Origin of the sequence: Rhizobium sp. SYY.PMSO (assembly GCF_046840415.1) — a bacterium.
GTDB lineage: Bacteria > Pseudomonadota > Alphaproteobacteria > Rhizobiales > Rhizobiaceae > Rhizobium.
In genome coordinates, this window is the sequence record NZ_CP177349.1 from 1,658,849 (window position 1) to 1,680,092 (window position 21,244).

The following is a 21,244-nucleotide window of genomic DNA, read 5'->3' on the forward strand; positions in this document are numbered from 1 at the left end:
ATGGCATCCGGTCGCGGCCTTTCCAACGATCTTGCTACGCTGTGGCTGCAATCGCCCGTCGTGATCGCGATGCGAATGCAGCAAATGTGGATGGATGCGCTGGCCGGCAGCGTGAATGCGGCTGAAATGAACCGCATGGTCTCGGAAAAGATGATGGCTGCGGCCGAAAGCGCCGTCGCCGTCAACGCCGCCATGATGCAGCAGGGCATTGCGATGCTGACGGCCGGCGCCCCCACAAGCAAGGAGCAGCGCCGCATTGCCGATGCGGTCGCTCACGCCGCGATAAAACCTTATAGCAGGCGCGTTCGCTCGAACGCGCGCCGCCTTACCAAGTAGAAAGGCTGATCCGTGGCCCAAGCCGGCGACAGCGCGAATCCCCTCGTCCTCTTCATGCCCTCCGGCAAGCGCGGCCGTTTTCCGGTGGGAACGCCTGTGCTGGAAGCCGCCCGGCAGCTCGGCGTCTACGTCGAAAGCGTCTGCGGCGGCCGCGCGACCTGCGGACGCTGTCAGGTTTCCGTGCAGGAAGGTAATTTCGCCAAGCACAAGATCGTCTCGGCCAACGACCATCTTTCGCCGATCGGCCCGAAGGAGCGGCGCTATGCCGAGGTGCGCGACCTGCCCGAGGGCCGCCGCCTCTCCTGCTCCGCGCTGATCCAGGGCGATCTCGTCATCGACGTGCCGCAGGATACCGTCATCAATGCGCAAGTGGTGCGAAAGGCGGCCGACGAACGCGTCATCGCCCGCGATCCCGCCGTGCACATGTGTTATGTCGAGGTCGAAGAGCCGGATATGCACAAGCCGCTGGGGGATCTGGATCGCTTGAAGGCGGCAATCGCGGCGGATTGGAAATACGACAATCTCGAAGTGGATTTTCACCTCATTCCGCAGGTGCAGTCAATTCTGCGCAAGGGCGAATGGAAGGTGACGGCGGCGATCCATCGCGATCAGGACAACGAGCGCCCTCGCCTGATCGCGCTCTATCCCGGCCTGAAGAACGAAGCCTATGGCATTGCCTGCGATATCGGCTCGACAACCATCGCCATGCATCTTTCGTCGCTGCTGTCGGGCAGAACCGTCGCATCCGCCGGCGCCTCGAACCCGCAGATCCGCTTCGGCGAGGATCTGATGAGCCGCGTCTCCTATGTGATGATGAACCCCGATGGCCGCGAGGCCATGACCAATGCGGTTCGCGAAGCCTTGAACGGCTTGATCGACAAGGTCTGCGCCGATGGCGGCGTGTCGCGCGACGATATTCTGAACGCCGTCTTCGTCGGCAACCCGATCATGCACCACCTCTTTCTCGGCATCGACCCGACCGAGCTTGGCGGCGCGCCCTTCGCGCTCGCCGTCTCGGGTGCCGTGCATCTGAAATCGGCTGAGATCGGACTGCCGATGAATGCCGGGACACGCATCTACATGCTGCCATGCATCGCCGGCCACGTCGGCGCCGATGCCGCCGCCGCCACGCTCGCCGAGGGACCGCATCGCCAGGACGAGATGATGCTGCTGGTCGACATCGGCACCAATGCCGAGATCGTGCTCGGCAATCGCCATCGCGTTGTCGCCGCCTCCTCGCCGACCGGGCCTGCTTTCGAGGGCGCCGAGATTTCCAGCGGCCAGCGCGCGGCCCCGGGTGCGATCGAGCGGGTGCGGATCGATCCCATGACGCTGGAGCCGCGCTATCGCGTGATCGGCATCGAGCCATGGTCGGATGAGCCGGGCTTCGAGGACGCCGCAGCCAAGATCGGCGTGACCGGCATCTGCGGCTCCGCCATCATCGAGGTCGTGGCGGAAATGTTCCTGACCGGCATCATCTCCGAAGATGGCGTGGTCGACGGTGCAATGGCGGCGCGCTCGCCGCGCATCCTGCAGAATGGCCGCACCTATTCCTACCTGCTGCGCGATGGCGAGCCGCGCATCACGGTTACGCAAAACGATATCCGCGCCATCCAGCTGGCCAAGGCCGCACTCTACGCCGGCGTCAAGCTGCTGATGGACAAGCAGGGTATCGATCATGTCGACCGCATCGGCCTTGCCGGCGCCTTCGGTACTTTCATCGATCCGAAATACGCGATGGTGCTGGGGCTTATCCCCGACTGCTCGCTCGACAAGGTGAAGGCCGTCGGCAATGCTGCCGGAACCGGCGCGCGCATGGCGCTGCTCAATCGCGGCCATCGCCGCGAGATCGAGGAAACCGTCAGGAAAATCGAGAAGATAGAGACGGCGCTTGAATCAAAGTTTCAGGAGCATTTCGTCTACGCCATGGCCTTGCCCAACAAGGTGGACAGCTTCCCGGAACTCTCCAAGGTCGTGACTCTGCCGGAGCGCAAGCAGGTTTCCGATGATGGCGGAGAAGGCGGCGGCCGCAGGCGTCGCCGCAGCCGCGAGTGAGATGCAAACGGCCGCCGTTCACGCGGCCATCTTGCGTCCGATCTCGATGAAGGCCTGACGAATGCTGTCGGCCACCGCCTTCATCGGCCCCGTCATCTGCGATGCCGTCAGCAGGCGGATATCGAATGGCGTCAGTTCCGGCAGACCTTCATTCGGACCGAGGATTTCCATATCCTCTGTGACGTAGGACCGCGGAAACGGCGCAATGGCGAGATCCGAAACCACGGCGGCGCGCTGCGCCATCGTATGAGCGCTGAGATAAGAGACGCGGTAGGGGCGCTTATGCCGCTCCAGTTGCGCCATCGCCTCGGAACGCCAGATACAGCCCTCTTCCCAGATGGAAATAGGCAGGGGATCGCGGCGATAGGCCGTGCCGCACTTGGCGCCAGCCCAGACGAGACGCTCCGTATAGATGACCTCCCCTTCCGTCGGGAAGGGTCGCGTCGCACAGTTGATCAGCGCAAGATCAAGCCGCTGTTCCTCGATGCGCTTCTTGAGCTGGATGCTCATATCGACGACGACATCCACCATGATGCCCGGATAGCTCTCCGAAAAATTCTTCAGGATCGTCGGCAACAATCGCTCGCCGATATCATCGGGAGCGCCGAGCCGGACCACACCGCTCAGCTCGGGCATGATGAAGCGCGACACCGCCTCGTTGGAGAGCGCCAGAATGTTGCGGGCATAGGAAAGCAGCATCTCGCCGTGCTGTGTCAGGCTCACGGAGCGCGCATCGCGCAGAAACAGCATCACGCCGAGCTGCTCTTCCAGCTTCTTGATCTGCATCGAAACGGCCGATGGCGTGCGAAAGACGGCATCCGCGGCGGTGGAGAAATTTCCCGTCTCGGCAATCGCGACGAAGGTGCGCAGAACTTCATTGTCAAGCAACGGTATGGGCCGGCGAAACGGAGCGGTCATATCGGCTACCTTTCAATTTTTCTGATCTTAAGCACCATATCATTTCATTTGTCTGAATGTCAACGAAGCATCATATTAGCCGTAATGGAAACTCGTCCAGACAGCCGTAAGGAGTAAAAATCATGGCTGGCACCGCACTCAGGGAAGCCTCTCGTCTTTTCACCCTCTTGCACGTCCGGAAGATTCAACGAATGGCCCAGCATACGCTGGATGAGATCGCGGCGCATTTTCCCGCGCATCTGATCGATGACGTCAATGCGCGCGGCCTTCCGCCGGATCGCACTTTGACCACCGCCGAGCGAAAGCCGGGCAAGGTGCTTTCGTTCAAGAATACTAATGGCAGCTATAAGATCTATTCGTTTGATTGATGAGTGCGCCGGATCCATATCTGCGCTCGTAGACGTGACATTTTGAGCGGTTGACACAGAAAGGAACATGGAAATGACAACGATCAGTTATAGACATAGCGGCAGGTTGCCGAATGCGCTGCCGTCCGGCAATGCTTACGTGCCCTTCTTCTCGCGCATTGCCCGCCACTGGCATCAATGGCGTTCGCTTCGCGAACTTGAGTCGCTTTCCGACGACGTTCGCAAGGATCTGGGGTGGCCGGCCGCAAATGAAGGCAAAAATTCGCAGGCCATGCGATGATCGTGGCAGACCTTGAACGCGGAAGGCGACGCTCAACCCCAACGAGTGTCGCCTTTTGAACATTCTGCTTCCAGACGCGCATTTCGATTTAATCTTGAGAACTGCCCCCATATATATTTAGCTGCTCAAGCATATTGCCTGCCTCCCCTCTACCTCCCCTTCCAGAGCCGCATTTTTCAGAGCAGGCGCAAATATCTCTTTGCGGCCGCGATTATCCATGCCAATGTCGCTAATAGACCATCGAGCCGCCGTATTTGACGCAAGGAATACGCAACGGCCCCGGAGCATGGGATTTTCACATTATGAGCAAGACCCCGATCAAGACGCGTTCCCTGGTTTTCTTCCTTGTTCCGCATTTCACCATGCTGCCGTTTTCCGCCGCGATCGAGACGCTGCGGATAGCCAATCGCATGCTGGGCTATCCCGCCTATACATGGCGGCTCGCCTCCACGGACGGTCAGAAAGTCTATTCTTCCAGCGGCATCGGACTGGAGGTGAATTCCTCCCTCGCCGATGAGCGCCGCTATCTCGGCGGCGAGAACCGCCCGAACATGGTGCTGGTCTGTTCCGGCATCTATGTCGAGGAGTTCCACAACAAATCGGTCAATGCCTGGCTGCGCGAGACGTATAATCGCGGCGTCGCGGTCGGCAGCCTCTGTACGGGCGCCCATGTGCTTGCCCAGGCCGGCCTGTTGAACGGCAAGCGCTGCGCGATCCATTGGGAGAACCTGCCGGGTTTCTCGGAGACCTTCCCGCAGGCGGAGGTCTATGCCGATCTCTACGAGGTCGACAGCAATATCTACACCTGCGCCGGCGGAACGGCCTCGCTCGACATGATGCTGAACCTGATCGGCCAGGATTTTGGCGAAAACCTCGTCAATCGCGTCTGCGAGCAGCAGCTGACCGATCGTGTCCGCAGCCCGCATGATCGCCAGCGCCTGCCGCTGCGGGCCCGCCTGGGCGTGCAGAACGCCAAGGTCCTCTCGATCATCGAATTGATGGAAAGCAACCTTGCCGAACCGCTGTCGCTTCTGGAAATCGCCGACGACGCCGGTCTGTCGCGCCGTCAGATCGAACGACTTTTCCGGCAGGAGATGGGCCGCTCGCCGGCCCGCTACTACCTCGAAATCCGGCTGGATCGCGCCCGTCACCTGCTCGTGCAATCCTCCATGCCGGTCGTGGAAGTGGCGGTCGCCTGCGGCTTCGTATCCGCGTCGCATTTCTCCAAGTGTTATCGCGAATTGTACAACCGATCGCCACAGCAGGAGCGCGCCGAGCGCAAGCTCACGATGTCGACGAACCGAACCGGCATCGTCGTCTGAGACGGGAAACAAAGGCAATCAGATCGAGGAAGGCGGCCTATTCGGCCGCCTCTTCCGTCATCTTGACGTCGGAAAAGACCTGATTGCGGCCATTGTGCTTGGCCATGTAGAGGAACTGGTCGGCAGCGTTGAGATAATTGTCGAAGGATTCATATCCGCCGATTTCGGCCACGCCGATGGAAACCGTTACCGACAGCTCCTCGTCGTCGGCATGAACCTTCAGATCCGCCAGACTGAGGCGAACCTCGTCGCACAGCATGGTTGCGGCGCGCGAATCCATTTCCGTGAAAAGAATGGCGAACTCCTCGCCTCCGAGGCGGGAAAGCAGATTGTCGGTGCCATCCAGAAGCTCATGAAGCCTGCCGGCAACGGCTTTCAGCACCTGATCGCCGATCTCATGCCCATAAGTGTCGTTCAGATTCTTGAAATGGTCGATATCGAGAATCGCAACCGAGCTCGGACGCCGGCGGCGCAGACACTCGTTCACCAGCCGCGGGCCGTGATCGTAGAAATAGCGCCTGTTATAGAGACCCGTCAGATAGTCGCTCGCCGCCGCCGCACGCAACTGCTTCAGTTGCGACAATGTCTCGACATTCAATGCGATACGGCACTGCAGTTCTTCCGGAACGAAGGGGCGATAGATGAAGTCGCTGGCGCCCGCCTTCAGAAAGGTCGCAGACAGCAAACGATCGTTGGAAGATGAAATGCCGATGATCCGCATCCGGTCCGAGCCGAAGCGATGACGAATGCGGCGTGTCAGCTCATGGCCGTTCATGTCCGGCATGTTATAGTCGGTAACGACCACCTCGATATCGTCGAACGCTTCGAGCATCGCCAAAGCTTCGACACCCGTGCCGGCTTCTGCAACCTTGAACTGCTGGGCGTGAAGCAGATCCGTCAGCATCTGCCGGGCTGACGGCACATCATCCACAACCAGAACGCGCGTCGATCGGTTAGCGATGGCACGCCTAACGGACGAAACAAGATTGTCGAGCGCAAACTCGCCATCCTTGAGCACATAGTCGACGACGCTGCGCTCCATGATGCGGTTGCGCGTCGTCATATCGAACGATGCCGTAAAAACGATCGTCGGAATGCCGTGGGCGACGGCGACGTCGAGCGCCTCTCCATGAGCGGCGTCGGGGAGGTTGAGGTCGATCACCGCCATGGTGAAGCTGAGACTTGCATCGGCCAGCGCCATGTTCAGCATCTTCAGCGAGGAGCAGTGGATGACGGCAAGCCCGAGCTCGGTTTCGAACCGGTGCGACAGCACGGCCGAAAACATGCGTGAATCCTCGACCAGAAGTATCTTCTGGCTGCCGTTGCGATGGCCAACGCCACCGCTAAGGGATCCCGCATGCAGTACCATTTCCCTTCAATTCCTCCCGCATCCCCGGATGCATGAATATTCAGTCAATCGCAGGCCTGCCTAAACCGCCTTTCCCGCCATCCTGAACAGGATTCGTGAAAAAATTGGAACCATAGATTGCGGAGATTTACATAAAAATGATTTTTCCTCACATTTCCCGACATCGACCTTAGCCAACTGCGCAGGAACTAGGCGACGTCTCTGACCTGACGCGCCGCCCGGATCTGTAGCAGGGTATCGAGATTTTGATTCACGCGGCAGTAGAATTCCTCGTCGATGAACGGCCGCAGGATGAAATCGTTGCCGCCCGCCTTGAGAAAGCGGGCCGAGAGCAGCCGGTTGCTGGATGAGGATACGCCGATGATGCGCAGCTCGTGCGAGCCGGTTGTGGAGCGAATGCGCCGCGTCAGCTCGAAGCCGTCCATGTCGGGCATATTGTAATCCGTGACCATGAGGCCGATATCCGGATTGGCTTTCAGGATTTCGAGCGCCTTGGCGCCGCTCTCCGCGACGCTGACACGGAAATTATAACGCTTCAGCCGGCTCGACAGCAGGGCGCGCGCCGTCGCGCTGTCGTCGACGATCAGGACGTGATGACGGTGATTGGTCAGGAACCGGCAGATCGACTCCGCCAGCATGTCGACCGCAAACACGTTGTCCTTGAGAATATAATCCACCACGTCCTTGGCGATCAGTTCGTCGCGCATGCCTTCCAGAAAGGTGCCGGTAAAAGCGATCGTGGGGATGCTGAGGTCAAGCAGATAGGCCAGGGCCTCTCCTTTTTCAGCTCCGGGCAGATTCATGTTCGAGATCGCCAGCTTGATCGGCTCAGGCGACTTGTCGTATGCGAGTTGCAATTCCTCGAAAGTGCGGCAAATCTCGACATCGATGTCCAGAAGCTCCTTCAGCCTCGCGCCGATCATCGACGTAAAGAGATTGGAATCCTCGACGAGCAGAATGCGCGGCCCGGCGAGCGACGCACCGGAATATTGCATTCCGGAAACACCCAGAAATGGCATAATGAAAACCTGTTTTGAAAAATCATCCCCTCGATAATCTTTCTAGAACAAAGGCTTTGCGTATTTGTTAAGCCGACTGGTTTCCCGGAGATGAAGAGATGGCCGCGCGCTGGCAGGCGTGCTTTCGCGCCGCATGCCTCCCGTTCGCGATGGTCACACAAGCGCCTTCGCCGGCACCCGGATCATTGCGCCGTCGTCCTGCCGCGGCGTCGGCCAGTGGCTTTCGCCTCGGATGCATCTTCTGCGGTCGGCAAAGCAGGAGGTTCCTGCCTGTCGTCTTCCGCCGGCGCCTGCGGGCCGTCGGCGGAATCCGTCAACTCATCGGCCGCAAGATCCGCATGCCTGCCCGATCTGCCGTCGCGAACGATATGCAGTTCCTGATGCGGATAGGGAATAGAAATCCCCTCCTCCTTGAACCGCTTCAGAATTTCGATGCGCAGATTGTTGCGGATCTCCATGCCGTCGGAAAGATCGGACAGGTAGAAACGCATTTCGAAGTCGAGCGACGAGGGACCGAAGCGCAGGAATTCCACATGCGGCTCGGGATTCCTGAGAACCTTGGGAACCGCGCGCACAAGCTCCAGCAGGATGTCCATGACCTTGCGCGGATCGGCGTCATAGCTGACCGATACCGGGATTTCCGAGCGGGCGAGCCTGTTGCGATGCGTCCAGTTACCGACGGAAGCGTTGATGAGTTCCGAGTTCGGTACGATGATCGATTGCTTGCGGAAGGTCTCGATTTCGGTTGCGCGCACGGAAATGCGTTTGACGATCCCTTCCGACGTGCCCGACACGATCCAGTCGCCGACCTTGAACGGCCGCTCGACCAGAAGGATCAGGCCGGAGACGAAGTTCGACACGATGTTCTGCAGGCCGAAACCGATACCGACCGACAGGGCGCTGGCGACCAAAGCCAGGCTCGACAGGTCGATGCCGGCAGCCGAGATGGAGATGATCGCCGCGACCGCGATGCCGAGATAGCCGATACCCGTCTTCACCGAGTTGCGGACGCCCAGATCCACCTGCCCGCGCGCCATGACGTTGCTGTCGAGCCAGCGCTGGAACCAGCGCGTGACCAGATAGCCTCCGGCAAAGAGCAGAATGCCGACGCAGATGCCGAGCAGCGAGATCGAAATGTTGCCGATCTTGATTTCGGTGAACAGCCGGTAGGCGAAGACTTCCAGATCCTGGATATGGAAGCCCCAGGAAAGCAGGATCAGGGGAATACCCGTCAGCAGGGCGACCGCGTAGGTCGCAAGCCCGGCGATCAGGCCGGCCTGGTCGAGCGCCACTTCGCCGAACGCCAGGCGGCTTTCCAGAAAGCGGCCGATGATCGTTTCGGCAAAGACGCCCTGCTTGGAGACGGCCTTGCCGAGCTGGAAGCCGAGATACATGGTCGCGATGACGGCGCTGGTCACGATCATCTGCGTGGCCATGAAGCGGGCCAGCCCGACATAGCCGATGAACGAGATGAAGATCACCAATATGCCGAGAACGCGCAGGATGATGGCCATGCCATGAGGCCATCGCCGCCCGGGCGCGTCCGGATCGCCATTCTTGGCAAGCATCGGCGAGCCGAAGGAGGCCGCAATGAGAATGAGGCCGATCAGCAGTGCGGCAAGAAAGCTCTTCGCCACGGTGACGACGACGGGCGAACCCATGGATTCGCTGATGCGGTCGAAGACGTAGTCCAGCCCGTTGACCACCGCCATGGCCTGCAGGCACCAGGTCAGAGAATGCGCGCCCTTGTTCGACAACTTGACGAGGCGCCAATGCGGACGGAACGGCGCGAAGACGGCGTTGCTCAGGCGCCCGACGAAATAGACGAGGCCGATAAAGCCGAAGAGCGCCGCCAATATCGGCGCGATATCCGGCCTCAGCACATTGAAATTCGAAAGGAAGAAGAAGGAGGTGACGAGAAACGCCGCCAGCGACAGCGTGCGGATCAACGTCGACCAGAAGGCGACGGAGAGCCGGCTGATATAGGGCGGGTTCTCGATCGTTTCGTCCTGCACGTAATACCGGCGGAACAGCCGATACCCGCCGGCCAGGAACAGTAGCGCCGCGCCGATCGACAGGCAGACCGCCGCAAGGAACGACGCAAGCTTTGCCTTCAGCACGAAGCCGATCCAGCTCGTTACGGCACCGCTGAACTTGATGCCCTCCTCGACGAGAGCCGCCCCCGCATCGCCAAATGTCGTAGCGGAGATATCCGTCCGCTTGAATAGCGTCTCGGCAAACAGCTTCCGCCGCATCTCCATCAACTGCATCGACAGCCGATTGCTCTCGCCCGTCAGATTGTCGGCATCAAGGATTACGGCGCTGATCTGGGAGCGTTCGGCGTTGAGCCTGTCTCGTTCCTGCGTGACGATCGGAGCTTCGGGCGGCTGGCCCTCCTTGGGGGCAGCGCCGAGCTGTGCCAGTCGCGTGTCGATCTCGGCCGTGCGGGGCTGCAGGCGTGTCGAAATTGCCGTAACGGAGCGATTGAAATCATCGACCTTGCCGGACAGCGCCACCAGCGTTTCGTCATCCATTCCAGGCTGCTTTGCCTCGTCCTGGAGCGATGCGTAGGCTTTTTTCGCCTTGGCAAGATCGGCAACCGCGGCATCCAGAAGTCCGTTGGCAAGCGGCGCCGGCTGTTGTTGATCCGTTTGCTGCGATGGCTGTGCCGACTGCTGATCCTGCGCAACGGCATACCCTTCGGCCAGCGGAGCGGCGGCCATGATGGCGCTCAGTCCCAGCAGCAAAAGGGGCAGCAGAAAAAGACGGAATTTCAGCGGGCGCAAGCAGAGCTCCTCGTCGCACATAAGTCGCAGGCAGTGGATGACCGAAATCACCGCAGAGAATGGAGAACCGGATCGTCCTGTAATGTGATTGCGAATTTCATAGTCTTTACGCGTACGCCTTGTAAGACAAAGAAAGGCGACAGAAAGGCATTTTACGCCTTATCCGGTCCCTTAACCCCGCCGAAGCCGGATGACGCCCGCCTCCTCCTTAAGACGAGGTATCGGGCCGATCATCGCCTGCCCGGAAATAGGCCGGAGAAAGGTCTTGGCAATGGGTCAATCCACACCCCGCCCCTTTCGCAGGATCAGGATGAAGGCCACGCCTCCGACAAGCCCGGTGACGATACCGATCGGCATATCCTCCGGCGCCATGATCATCCGGGCGACGATATCGGCCCAGATCAAGGTCAGCGCGCCGAACGTCGCACTCAACGGCACGACGCGAACATTGTCGCCGCCGACGATCAGCCGCACGAAATGCGGCACCATGAGCCCGACGAAACCGATGGCACCCGAGAACGCGACCATCACGCCGGTCAGAAGCGCGGTGACGACGAAGAGCAGCAGGCGAAACTGCGTGACGGCTATGCCGAGCGTGACCGCCGTTTCATCGCCCATGGCGAGCGCATTCAGCTCCCGCGTCTTCGGAAGCAGCAAGGCAAGGCAAAACAGCAATATGCCGGCCGGATAGACGAGGTGCTGCCATTGCGCCAGCCCCAGCCCGCCAAGCATCCAGAAGACGACGGTATTGGCGGCCCTCGGGTCTCCCAGGAAGATCAGAAGGTTGCCGAGCGCCGTGAACACGAAGGCCACGGCCACTCCCGACAGGACCAGCCGATCGGCCGAGCGGGAGCGCGTCAGGCGCGTCGTCAGCCCCACGGCGGCGGTCGCGACCAGAGCGCCGGCAAAGGCAAACAGCGGCACCGTCAGCAGGCCCAGGATCAGGCCGGTATGCAGCAGCGCCAGAATGGCGCCGAACGCCGCCCCCGAGGAGACGCCGAGAAGATGCGGGTCAGCCAGCGGATTGCGCGTCAACGCCTGAAGCACGGCACCGGTCACCGCAAGCCCCGCCCCCACGAGCGCCGCCAGCACGACCCGCGGGAAACGCACATCCCAGACAATGCTTTCCTGACCGCCGGACCATGTGACCGGAAAAGTGCCGGCGTGCAGCTTGTTGCCGACGATCGACCAGACGGTGGAAAACGGAATGGATGCCGAGCCGAGCGACACCCCGGCGGTGATCGACAGGATGAAGCCTATGGCAAGCAAGGGAATGAGGATGGAGAGGTTGAGGCGCATGCTCGAATCTTGAGAAGGAGATCCGCCCAATGATGGATTGGACGGATCGGCATTATCGATAATCACATCGCGTTCGGGTGGAGAGCCTTCGCCAGGGCGGCGATGGCCTCGATGTTGCGCGGGCCCGGGGTCGCCTCCACATAGGGCAACACGACGAAACGATCGTTCTTCACGGCATCGATATTCTTGAAGGCCGGGTTGCCCTTAAGGAAAGCGATCTTCTGCGCGGCGGTCACCTGGCCATAATCGACGATGACGATGACTTCCGGGTTTTTCTCGATGACCGGCTCCCAGGAGACTTCCGTCCAGCTCTTCTCGACATCGTCCATGACGTTTACGCCGCCGGCGGCCTCGATCATGGCCGTCGGGATGCCATAGCGGCCCGATGTGAATGGCTTCTCCTCACCGGAATCATAGACGAAAACGCGCGTCGGCTTGTCGATGTGACCGATCTTCGCCTGAATCTCGCCGAGTTGCTTGCGGTAGCCGGCAACCAGCGCCTGCGCTCTGTCCTCGACGCGGAAGATCCTGCCGAGATTAAGGAGATCGACGAACATGTCGTCCATAGTCGGTTTGTTCTTCTGCATGACGAAGATGCAGGATTCCGTCAGCTCGTAAACCTTGATGCCGAGGGGCGCCAGGGTCTCCGGCGTCACCTCGCCCCCGACCTTCATGCCGTAATTCCAGCCGGCGAAATAGAAATCCGCATTGGCGCCGAGCAGCACCTCCTTGCTCGGATATTTCGGAGACAGTTCCGGCAGTTCCCTGACACCCTCGCGCAGCTTCTCGTCCAGCGTCTTCCAGCCGGAAACGCCGGTGTAGCCGACCATGCGATCCTGAAGTTTCAGCGCCAGCATCATTTCGGTCAGATTGACGTCGTTCGAGACGGCGCGCTCGGGCGCCTTGTCGAAAGTCACGTCGCGATTGCAGCTGCGAATGGTGACGGGCTCGGCAAGGGCCGCGCCCGCAAGCAGGCTTCCAGCGAGCAAGGCCACGGCAGAGAAGGATATGCGGGAAAACATGAAGGGCTCCAATGATCGGATTATCGAAGGGAAAAGGAAAAACGTTGCGGACCGCTGTCGGCCGGATGAAGGCGGGCGCCGACACGGAATGCGTTCGATACGTGCTCCACCGTCAGGACCTCGGCCGGCTCGCCATGCCCCGTGAGCCGGCCGCAATCGAGAACGGCGACATGGGTCGCAAAGTCTGCGGCAAGGTTGATGTCGTGCAGCGTCGTGATGATCGTCGGCCCCACCCCCTTCAGAAGCTCGAGAATCTCGAGCTGGTGCCGGATATCGAGGTGGTTTGTCGGCTCATCGAGAACGATGAGTTCGGGCTCCTGCGCCAATGCGCGGGCAATCAGCGCCCGCTGCTTTTCGCCGCCCGACAGCGACGCGAACTGACGAAGCGCCAGAGGCTCCAGCTCCAGGCGTGCGAGAGCCCTGGTCGTGACGTCGTGATCCCGGTCGCTCCAGCGCGCCATGCCTTTGCGATGCGGAATGCGCCCCATCAGCACGACATCGCGCACGCTGAAGGGAAAATCTCCCGGCGTCTCCTGCGGGACGACGGCAATCCGTTGCGCCGCTTCTTTCGGACCGATGGACCAGAGATCGACGCCATCGAGCCTCACCACGCCCCGCTGCGGCTTGACGCCGCGATAGAGGCAACGCAACAGCGTCGATTTGCCCGCCCCGTTCGGACCGATAATGGCCAGCCGGGCGCCGGCTTCGACGGACAGATTGATGCCGCTGATGATCGGCATGCCCTTCTGTGGGCCCCAGGTGACGCCGTCGGCGTCCAATCGCGCGCTTCGTTCGGACATGATCGGCTCCTATTGCAGCGCGACCGATCGGCGTTCCGCCGAAACAATGGCCGCCGGGATGCGCGCCAGGGTCTTGCCGCTGAGCGCTCGCGGCCGCTCGCTTTCGCGCGTCAGCCCATCGGGGCGATCCCGATACAGCCGCGCGAAGGAAACGAGCGCGCCGATATCGGCAGCGTCCTCTATGTCGCCGAAGAGGTACGTCGCCTTTGCCGTCGCCTGAAAAGCGACCGTGCAGGGCCGTTCGCAGCCTGCCATGCAGACACTGCCTTCAAGGCTGAAATCGTCGGAAAGCATCGCACCCGCCTGAGAAATGGCGGCTTGCAGATGCCTCAGGAGATCGAGACCGGGCCGGCACGGCTTGCCGACATGACGGCAGTTCGTGCACACGGTAATCCGGTGCGTCGCCTCTTTTTCCTTGTCCATGAAATGCCTCCCGGAGAATTCGCCGGAGGCAAAGTCAAGATAGGGCCAACGGACGCAACGGCGTCCCCGCCCAACCACTGATTTTCCATCGGATCACCCCGTCCGTTGCGGTTGATATCGTCGATGGCAGGTCTCCTGGCTCGCGGGTCACAACCCGTTCGCGCCTTCCCGGCATAAAGCCAGTGGCATGCTGCGAACGCGCTCTCCGCTTACAGTTGCGGGGGCAGCCACGGTTTTGGCCCCTGATGGGTAATCCGCACCGTGTTCCCTTTTCAGCCGCCAGCAGGATCGATCCGAAGGCGGCACCATCAAGGCTATTCATCTCATAGAAAGCGGAATCGGGCAACGGCGATGTCATGGGCGCTTTCGCTTGTCCTTGGGTTCGACATTGGGAGTGGCAATTTGTTACGTTATTACATAACTATTGGCAAGCCGCTATTTTCCCGCCGTTCGATAGCACCTCCAATGGAAACGATGAATGATCTCTGCCCTTATCACCTCAAGGAGAAAGGCGGAGCTGCTAGACTGCCTTGCATTGCGGATGGAAGCGCTCCGCGACGCTTTCCGCTGCCGCATAGGCCTGCGTCACGATTTCCGGCACCAGATCGATGTCGGGAAGACTGCCCAGCCCCAGGGGGCCGATGGCGAAGAGCCCTTCCGTCGTGCGCCCATTCACCTCGAGCGCGCCCGTCGCCTCGACGGCAAGACCGAGACCCAGTTCATCCGGCACAGCGAGACCGGTGTCGATCAGGCTCCGCAGCAATGGAGCATTCAGATCGGGCGCCTGGCATCGACAGTCGATGACATCGTCGGCATAGAGCTGTTCCGTCTCTTGCCGGCCTGCAGGCTTCAGGATCAGCCCGGTCGGCGTGCGCCGGATGAAATGACCGCGCCGCAGCAGGGTATTGCCCTCGGCCAGTTCCTGCTTCAGGCGAACATGCAGCGCCTCGGGCAGCCGGTTGCGGTGGCTGTCATAGAGCGCCCTGAGATGCCGGTTGAACTGCTGCTTCTGGCTGGCCGGCAAGGAACGCCACAGCGACCGCGCATGCTTGCGCAAGCCGTTCATGACGGATTGCCAGCTCTGGCCGTTTGTTTCCGCCTCGCCGCAAGCCTTGCGGACAAAGCGAACGATTTCGCTGAGCTTGCCGGGCATCTCATCGGCGGGGAAGACGGGATCGGCATTGTTCCGCGTGTGGCTCTGAGGCAGGAAGCCGCGCCGCGAGACTATGGTGATCTGCCCCGTATAGCCGCTTTCCCGCATCTGCAGCAGCCGATCGACGACGCGCAGTCCGCTGCCGAGCAGGATCGTATGCGGACGCGATACGAGACGGCGCGCGCGCACGGTGGTCGGGACATTCGCGAGATCGCCGGCCTGGGATTCCTGATCGGTGACGCCGTAGCCGGTCGCCAGCACCACCATGTCGAACGGCGCATTGGCGGCGCCATCGCTTTCCACCACGAAGCGACCGCCGCGCACACGGCGAATCCCGAAAACCATCTCGCTACTGACTTGCACCGCAACGTCGCGCCGCGACGAAAACGCTTCAGAAAAGCGCTGATAGACGTAGTCGCTGAAAATGCTCTTCGGCACGAAGATCTGCAGGAAGCCGGGGATGGCGGCGGGAACGGCGCTCCGGAAAGGAGCATTGCCGCAAAGCCATTGATTGAAATCGTCCGGATCGCCGGCCGAAACCGAAAGGTCGCGAACGCGGCTGTTGAGGATCTCGCTGCTATGCCCGGAAGCCAGCGCCTGACCGCCGCTGACGCTGGAATTGGGATCGAAAAGCTGCAGATGGAAGGGAAACCGCACTGCTTTCATTAGGGCGATCGCCATCATCATGCCGGAAAAGCCACGCCCGACCACGGCGATGCGCGGCATCGCGTAAGGCTGCGCCGCATTTGTCCTGGCGGAAAAGAATCCCTGAACCGTCATATCAACTCCTGGGGCGAGAGGTGGTCGATCATACCTTTCTTGGGGCTACACGTTTACAGGCCCAGAAACACGAACTCCGATTTCGGATGCCGGCAGCCGATACACGAGGGCTGACAGAACGCACGGAAACCGCTTCGGTTCTCAACTCGACGCATTCCTTCAATCGGGAATTCCCTCCGCTGAAAGAAAGATGCGATACGCAGATCCAACTCCGATCCAATGCCGGATGCCTGCAATCGGCCGCCACGGAACTGCTTCGCAAAAGCTATCGGGCGGCGGGATGTTGCCATTGTCTACTTATTTAGTCGTATATGAAAGCGCGAAAATGCGCCTCTAGCAAGTGCTTTCTTATCGGAGCGAAACAAGGTCGAAGATGCTGCGGCGAAGAGATGTCGCGGAGGCTCTGCTTTTCCGCGTGGCGCATCTTCGATCCGCGTCAGGGAAACAGAAGTTCAACGACCCCGAAAGGCGGCATCCCGAGCCGCTTTCGGCGGCGTTACAACCGGTAAACGACCAAAGGCAGGTCTTCTGCCCGGCCACGGCGTCTCGGCTGCGCGCTTACAATTTTTGCATTCTCCACCTATTATGCTGAAAGAAGCGCGGATCGAATAAGCAGGGACAATCGACCTGGAGCTGGCCGAGGAGTGGTGAATGGGAACTGTTTCACAGTTGCACGAACACGTCAGGCAGCCCGCGCATCCTATTCAAAGCGAAGAGGAAGCGCTCGATATCGCACGTTCGCTCGCAACCGGTTTCGCACAGCAGGCAAGCGATCGCGACATCAACCGCATCTTGCCCTACGATGAGGTCGAGGCCCTGTCCCAATCGGGCCTGCTCGGAATTTCCGTACCTTCGGAGCATGGCGGCATCGATATTTCAAACTGCGTTCTTGCCGAGGTCATTGCCATTCTGGCGGAGGCGGACCCTTCCCTCGCGCAGATACTGCAGACGCATTTTCATGTGCTGGAGGCGGTGCGGATCGGCGGAGGCGAGGATCAGCGAGCCTTCCTTTTTGACCGGGCCATCATAGGCGACCGATTCTGTGGCGTCTTTTCCGAACCCGGCATCGGCGGAACCGATCAAAATGCGCTGCATCTGACATCGAACGGGCGCGGCTTTCGCCTCAGCGGCCGAAGCTCGCCTTCCGCCAGCATTCTGTTTTCGGACTGGATTGCCCTGTTCGTTCCGGACGACCGCAAGAAACTCGTGGCAGCCGTCGTGCCCAGGAATACCGAAGGCATCCAGATCATCGACGATTGGGATGGCTTTGGCCAGAGAACGTCTGGAGACGGCACGACCATTCTGCACGATGTCTACCTCAATGCCGATGCCGTGCTCCTGCATCGCGACAAGCTGGCCCAGCCAACGGTGATCGATTGCGTGAACCAGCTTACCCATGCCGGCATCAGCCTCGGCATCGCCCGGTCCGCGCTGGCGGCGGCCATGGCGTTCGTAAAGTCGCAGCCATCGGCTGACGGTGGTTTCGAGCGGGCCGCGGACGACCCGCTGACCGTCACGAGGATCGGCGGGATTGCCATCCGGATCGAAGCGGCGACAGCCATCGTGGAGCGCGCCGGCAGCAGGATCGACGCCGCCCAGATCAATCTCACCGAGGATCACGTCGTCGATGCCGCACTGTCTGTCGCGGCAGCCGTGACGGTTACGGCCGATATCGCGATGGAAGCAGCCAATGCGCTGTTTGATCTTGCCGGCATGATGTCGGCCCGTATCGGGCTCAACCTCGATCGCCATTGGCGCAATGCCCGAATTCACACGCTGCGTGATTCCGCGCGGCGCACACACACCATCGTCGGCAATTACCATCTCAACGGCGTAAAGCCGCCGAAGAGCTCGCTGCTCTGACCGGCGGCTGAAGCGGGGAAGCGATCAGCCGATCTGCGAAGCGCGGCGGTCTTCCCGTTCCGGAAGACCGATGTCGGAACCGCCGGCAACGAACTGTTCCAACGACATGTTGTCGAGAATCTCGGCAATCGCGTCGCGCACCTCCGTCATGGAACGCCGTACCTGACAGCGCTCCGGATCGGAACAGTCGTCGCAGGCTTCGTAGGCCGTGCGGCTGGCACAGCGAATCGGCGCCAGCGGGCCGTCCAGGGTACGAATGACATGGCCGATGCGGATTTCCGATGCCGGACGCGAGAGCGAATAACCGCCACCCGGTCCCTTCTTCGAGCGCAGGACGCCAGCATTTCGCAATTCGAGCAGGATGGTATCGAGAAACTTCTTCGGAATATTGTTGCGCAACGCGATATCGTTGATGAACGCTGTCTCGCCAGGGCCGAGGCGGGCGAGATCCACCAGCGCCTTCAGTCCGTATTTTCCTTTTTTCGTAAGCATCGCCGTCCGCTTTACTGCAAAGTCGATTATTGAAAACCCGGCATGGCTCAAAGGAGAGCCAACCGGCCGGTCTCGCCAGCATGGATTGCCGAAGTAATCCCGCAACCCGTTGCGAACAAGACAGTAACTCACAAATTGTATAGTTTATATGAGTAAATTTAGGCAATTGTATCGTCTAAGCAACGAATTTGCGGCTTTTCTTGGATTCAGGCGGCGCTACTATCCAAACATGCTTTCCCTTCGTCCCCTTTGCGGTCGGCAATCGCGCCGGCCACCTGTTCGGCGACAAGCACCGCATGCTCGACCACCTCGGGCAACCCCATGAGTTCGCCAAAGGTGCCGCGGGCCAACGGCCCGGAAATGAACAGGGACGGCACAACCGTTCCATCGGCGGCAAGCGCACGCGATCGCATATCGCAGGCAAACCCCAGGCTCGCCGCGTCCATGGCGAGATATCCGGCCTTCGACAGCTCATCGATCCAGGCTTGAGACTGCAGAATGCCGCGATGCCCCGGACCGGTGGTAACGACGACCGCATCGAATTGCTTGCCGACACGCCGTTGCGACCGGCTGAGCCGCAATGTGCAATCAATGAAGCCACCTGCGGCGGTTACGGCCGCAACCGAAGCCGCCAGTACCTCAAGCCTGCCATTGGCGATCGCCCGCTCGCTGGACGCCTCCACCTGCGGCGCCACCCGAAAGCGATGCACATCCCAGAAGGGCCGCAAATGCCTGACGAGACGGCGCCGCTCGCCGATGGGCAATGCCTGCCACAAATGCAGCCCTTGCGCCCTCACCTGATCGATGACGGCATGCCAGCTGCGCCCCTCTTGCTCCCCTCTGCGGATCGCGGCCCGAACGCGACACAGCAGATCGAGCGCCGTCTTCGACGGCCGGCCGGCGAAATCGCCGAACGGTTCCTGCTTCACCGCCGCATGGCCGCGCGAACGCAAGCCGCGTCTGGATATTGCGGTAATCGGTCCCCGATGACCGCGCAGTTCGAGCGAGGCTATGACATCGGCTGAGGTCAAGCCGTTGCCGACGATCAAGACGCGATCGTTCGTGCGGATGGCGGTGAGCGCATCCGGCCGTGTCGGGTCCGGAACGAAGCGCGGATGATCGGCAAGCGCATCCTGCAGCGCTTGCGGCGGCAAGGGCGACGGATGGCTGGTGGCGATGACGAGAATGTCCGCATTCACACGCTGTCCCGCCGCATCCACGATCATCCAGCGGCGACCCGCCCTCAGGATGCGCTCGACGCGCTGCCTGACGTGAACCAGCCGTCCATCCTCAACGAACGGACGGATCATGCTGTTGACGTAGCTGCCGAAAACGGAGCGTCGCGGAAAAAGGCCGCCATTGCCGGCTACCGCCGCCTCGTCATCGGCGAGCGCATCCCTTTCCTGCAGCCAACGCTGAAAATGTTCGATATCATCCGGCAACAGGCTCATCTTCGCCGCCGGCACATTGATGCGATGAGCGGGATCTTGCGTATCGTAGGCAAGCCCCGCCCCCAGACGCTCCCGCGGTTCGAATATGAAGATCTGACCGGGCGATAACGGCAGCCGTTGCAGCAGATGGAAGGCGACCGCAGCTCCGGAAACGCCGCCGCCAACAATAGCGATCACCGGCAGATCGGCCGCCGGACGGTCAGAGCCAATGGTCAATAGCAACTCCCTCCAGATCGATCGCCGCGCCAATCCTGTGTCCGTCGAGCAATCATAATTCGCGCAAGAGAGATAACGATATACTCTATAAAATTTATTGACAACACGCTTGCCGGGCATACCGCTGCCCACGGCAGCGCCGGCGGTCAACACGATGCTGATATGCTTTTGCAAACAAGTGGTTATTGTGCCTTGCACAACATTGTTTTTGCACCGCAGGATGTAAAAAACTTGGCATATGCCGCAGGGAGGAACATACTAGCGGTTGTTCTGGTTCGTGTTCTCTGGGAGGAGAAACATCATGGAACTGCTTCATCTGCTTACCGCTTTCGACTATGCGCTGATGCTGCTTCTGGCTGCCATCTTCGTGTTCAGCGTCATGGAAGGCGGGCATAAGAGGCACTGAATTCGTGCCACCGAAGGTAGTCGTGATGTCCGTCAGGTGACTGCACGATCTGCCGATACACATGAGTCGTTGTCACGAGAGCTCTTGCCTGGCGATTATCGCCTTCTCCGGAGAGGAGATGCGTGGAAGCCCGAGCATTGTTCGCGCCACTCGTCCGGGCAAGCCCGAAAAACCGAGCGGACGCGATGGCTTGACGACGAACCTCGCGGTCACGGCAGTTCTCCACACGATACCGCTTCCTACATCGGCCCGCCTGCCCCTGTCATTAGAATAGAGTGGCAGAGAGGCCGCGTTACAGGCGTCCAAGAAGGACTGCCGAGCTTGGCTCTCGCGAGTAAAAATCGTCAGATATTGCAGATTATTCGATGCACTGCGAACAAGGCCCGCGTGCGCCGAGAATGACGTTGCGCCACGGCAGCCGCCAATACAAGAGCGGTCGCCTCGACAAGGAATTGCTGGAGTAAACCCCGGACATTCACTCCAATCATCCCGAATATTTCGGCAAGCCTCGCGCAAACAATCCATAGGATATTCCCCGGTATCGATGAAAAACATGCAACGCAGGGGGATATACTTTATGGGCTACGATTGGGATGGCATCAAAACGCGGCGGATGAGAAGACTGAAATACGGGATATCGCTCTTCCTCTTTACCATGTCCCTCACGGCGCCAACCATGTTCCTGCTGCATCTGCACTGAGTCCGGCACCTCTATCCGGCTATCCGGCCTTTTTCCTCGCGATCTTGCGCATTCGTCAGGAACCCGCGGCGCGACCGCTCGACAGCCTCGCGAAACCGCCGTGACTTTTGCTCACATGGCTGGGCCGTCACATAAAAGGAAGATCGAACCGAAGAGCATTGAGGCGGCCGGCCGCTCGCAAGAGAA

Annotated in this window: 17 protein-coding genes and 1 riboswitch; of the genes, 6 read left to right on the forward strand and 11 right to left on the reverse strand. The window is 60.4% G+C overall.

What is annotated here, in order from left to right; translation table 11 throughout:
- Both ACJJVH_RS08030 and ACJJVH_RS08035 read left to right on the forward strand, forming a co-directional pair.
- The gene (locus ACJJVH_RS08030; protein ID WP_112797808.1) at nt 1–336 is read left to right on the forward strand and encodes a hypothetical protein; all 336 of its coding nucleotides are present in this window, start codon (nt 1–3) and stop codon (nt 334–336) included.
- Between the two features lie 54 nt (nt 337–390).
- Nucleotides 391–2,391 carry an ASKHA domain-containing protein gene (locus ACJJVH_RS08035; protein ID WP_412065148.1) on the forward strand — a complete coding sequence of 667 codons (2,001 nt, stop codon included), beginning with the start codon at nt 391–393 and terminating at the stop codon, nt 2,389–2,391.
- Between the two features lie 18 nt (nt 2,392–2,409).
- Here the strand turns inward: ACJJVH_RS08035 and ACJJVH_RS08040 are convergent, their stop codons facing one another.
- Nucleotides 2,410–3,309, reverse strand: a complete 900-nt coding sequence (locus ACJJVH_RS08040; protein WP_112797810.1) for a LysR family transcriptional regulator — start codon at nt 3,307–3,309, stop codon at nt 2,410–2,412.
- Between the two features lie 191 nt (nt 3,310–3,500).
- Here ACJJVH_RS08040 and ACJJVH_RS08045 point away from each other — a divergent pair, with 191 nt between their 5' ends.
- From ACJJVH_RS08045 to ACJJVH_RS08055, 3 genes are all read left to right on the forward strand, one after another.
- Complete coding sequence (locus ACJJVH_RS08045) at nt 3,501–3,677, forward strand: hypothetical protein (protein WP_412065046.1); 177 nt, start codon at nt 3,501–3,503, stop codon at nt 3,675–3,677.
- Between the two features lie 73 nt (nt 3,678–3,750).
- Nucleotides 3,751–3,957, forward strand: a complete 207-nt coding sequence (locus ACJJVH_RS08050; protein WP_113356715.1) for a DUF1127 domain-containing protein — start codon at nt 3,751–3,753, stop codon at nt 3,955–3,957.
- 302 nt (nt 3,958–4,259) lie between these two features.
- The gene (locus ACJJVH_RS08055; RefSeq protein ID WP_112797814.1) at nt 4,260–5,279 is read left to right on the forward strand and encodes a GlxA family transcriptional regulator; all 1,020 of its coding nucleotides are present in this window, start codon (nt 4,260–4,262) and stop codon (nt 5,277–5,279) included.
- Between the two features lie 37 nt (nt 5,280–5,316).
- Here the strand turns inward: ACJJVH_RS08055 and ACJJVH_RS08060 are convergent, their stop codons facing one another.
- The 8 genes from ACJJVH_RS08060 to ACJJVH_RS08095 form a co-directional block, all read right to left on the reverse strand.
- Nucleotides 5,317–6,648, reverse strand: a complete 1,332-nt coding sequence (locus ACJJVH_RS08060; protein ID WP_113434824.1) for a diguanylate cyclase — start codon at nt 6,646–6,648, stop codon at nt 5,317–5,319.
- 188 nt (nt 6,649–6,836) lie between these two features.
- Complete coding sequence (locus ACJJVH_RS08065; protein WP_113371305.1) at nt 6,837–7,667, reverse strand: response regulator; 831 nt, start codon at nt 7,665–7,667, stop codon at nt 6,837–6,839.
- Nucleotides 7,668–7,849: 182 nt separating this feature from the next.
- Nucleotides 7,850–10,444, reverse strand: coding sequence for a mechanosensitive ion channel family protein (locus tag ACJJVH_RS08070; protein WP_412065149.1), 2,595 nt, complete (start codon nt 10,442–10,444; stop codon nt 7,850–7,852).
- A 285-nt stretch (nt 10,445–10,729) separates the two neighbouring features.
- On the reverse strand, nt 10,730–11,752 hold the full coding sequence (locus ACJJVH_RS08075; protein ID WP_112797820.1) for an iron ABC transporter permease: 1,023 nt from the start codon (nt 11,750–11,752) through the stop codon (nt 10,730–10,732).
- A gap of 62 nt (nt 11,753–11,814) precedes the next feature.
- A complete protein-coding gene (locus ACJJVH_RS08080; protein WP_412065047.1) occupies nt 11,815–12,774 on the reverse strand; it encodes an ABC transporter substrate-binding protein in 960 nt (319 codons plus the stop codon).
- 20 nt (nt 12,775–12,794) lie between these two features.
- A complete protein-coding gene (locus ACJJVH_RS08085; RefSeq protein WP_113356713.1) occupies nt 12,795–13,574 on the reverse strand; it encodes an ABC transporter ATP-binding protein in 780 nt (259 codons plus the stop codon).
- Nucleotides 13,575–13,583: 9 nt separating this feature from the next.
- A complete protein-coding gene (locus ACJJVH_RS08090) occupies nt 13,584–13,997 on the reverse strand; it encodes a DUF1636 family protein (RefSeq protein ID WP_412065048.1) in 414 nt (137 codons plus the stop codon).
- A gap of 107 nt (nt 13,998–14,104) precedes the next feature.
- Nucleotides 14,105–14,322: riboswitch (cobalamin riboswitch) on the reverse strand.
- Between the two features lie 195 nt (nt 14,323–14,517).
- Entirely contained in the window at nt 14,518–15,930 is a 1,413-nt protein-coding gene (locus ACJJVH_RS08095) for an FAD/NAD(P)-binding protein (RefSeq protein WP_113371308.1), read from the reverse strand.
- A 651-nt stretch (nt 15,931–16,581) separates the two neighbouring features.
- On the opposite strand from ACJJVH_RS08095, the gene ACJJVH_RS08100 reads away from it, so the two are divergent.
- The gene (locus tag ACJJVH_RS08100) at nt 16,582–17,793 is read left to right on the forward strand and encodes an SfnB family sulfur acquisition oxidoreductase (RefSeq protein WP_412065049.1); all 1,212 of its coding nucleotides are present in this window, start codon (nt 16,582–16,584) and stop codon (nt 17,791–17,793) included.
- A gap of 24 nt (nt 17,794–17,817) precedes the next feature.
- Here the strand turns inward: ACJJVH_RS08100 and ACJJVH_RS08105 are convergent, their stop codons facing one another.
- Nucleotides 17,818–18,285 carry an RrF2 family transcriptional regulator gene (locus ACJJVH_RS08105; protein WP_112797831.1) on the reverse strand — a complete coding sequence of 156 codons (468 nt, stop codon included), beginning with the start codon at nt 18,283–18,285 and terminating at the stop codon, nt 17,818–17,820.
- 206 nt (nt 18,286–18,491) lie between these two features.
- Nucleotides 18,492–19,952, reverse strand: a complete 1,461-nt coding sequence (locus ACJJVH_RS08110) for an FAD/NAD(P)-binding protein (RefSeq protein ID WP_412065050.1) — start codon at nt 19,950–19,952, stop codon at nt 18,492–18,494.
- Nucleotides 19,953–21,244: the final 1,292 nt, after the last annotated feature.

Bases quoted from the DNA above. Each gene is read 5' to 3' on its own strand.
- ACJJVH_RS08030 (WP_112797808.1), top strand. From the start codon at position 1: ATGGCATCCGGTCGCGGCCTTTCCAACGATCTTGCTACGCTGTGGCTG.
- ACJJVH_RS08035 (WP_412065148.1), top strand. From the start codon at position 391: ATGCCCTCCGGCAAGCGCGGCCGTTTTCCGGTGGGAACGCCTGTGCTG.
- ACJJVH_RS08040 (WP_112797810.1), bottom strand. From the start codon at position 3,309: ATGACCGCTCCGTTTCGCCGGCCCATACCGTTGCTTGACAATGAAGTT.
- ACJJVH_RS08045 (WP_412065046.1), top strand. From the start codon at position 3,501: ATGGCCCAGCATACGCTGGATGAGATCGCGGCGCATTTTCCCGCGCAT.
- ACJJVH_RS08050 (WP_113356715.1), top strand. From the start codon at position 3,751: ATGACAACGATCAGTTATAGACATAGCGGCAGGTTGCCGAATGCGCTG.
- ACJJVH_RS08055 (WP_112797814.1), top strand. From the start codon at position 4,260: ATGAGCAAGACCCCGATCAAGACGCGTTCCCTGGTTTTCTTCCTTGTT.
- ACJJVH_RS08060 (WP_113434824.1), bottom strand. From the start codon at position 6,648: ATGGTACTGCATGCGGGATCCCTTAGCGGTGGCGTTGGCCATCGCAAC.
- ACJJVH_RS08065 (WP_113371305.1), bottom strand. From the start codon at position 7,667: ATGCCATTTCTGGGTGTTTCCGGAATGCAATATTCCGGTGCGTCGCTC.
- ACJJVH_RS08075 (WP_112797820.1), bottom strand. From the start codon at position 11,752: ATGCGCCTCAACCTCTCCATCCTCATTCCCTTGCTTGCCATAGGCTTC.
- ACJJVH_RS08080 (WP_412065047.1), bottom strand. From the start codon at position 12,774: ATGTTTTCCCGCATATCCTTCTCTGCCGTGGCCTTGCTCGCTGGAAGC.
- ACJJVH_RS08085 (WP_113356713.1), bottom strand. From the start codon at position 13,574: ATGTCCGAACGAAGCGCGCGATTGGACGCCGACGGCGTCACCTGGGGC.
- ACJJVH_RS08090 (WP_412065048.1), bottom strand. From the start codon at position 13,997: ATGGACAAGGAAAAAGAGGCGACGCACCGGATTACCGTGTGCACGAAC.
- ACJJVH_RS08095 (WP_113371308.1), bottom strand. From the start codon at position 15,930: ATGACGGTTCAGGGATTCTTTTCCGCCAGGACAAATGCGGCGCAGCCT.
- ACJJVH_RS08100 (WP_412065049.1), top strand. From the start codon at position 16,582: ATGGGAACTGTTTCACAGTTGCACGAACACGTCAGGCAGCCCGCGCAT.
- ACJJVH_RS08105 (WP_112797831.1), bottom strand. From the start codon at position 18,285: ATGCTTACGAAAAAAGGAAAATACGGACTGAAGGCGCTGGTGGATCTC.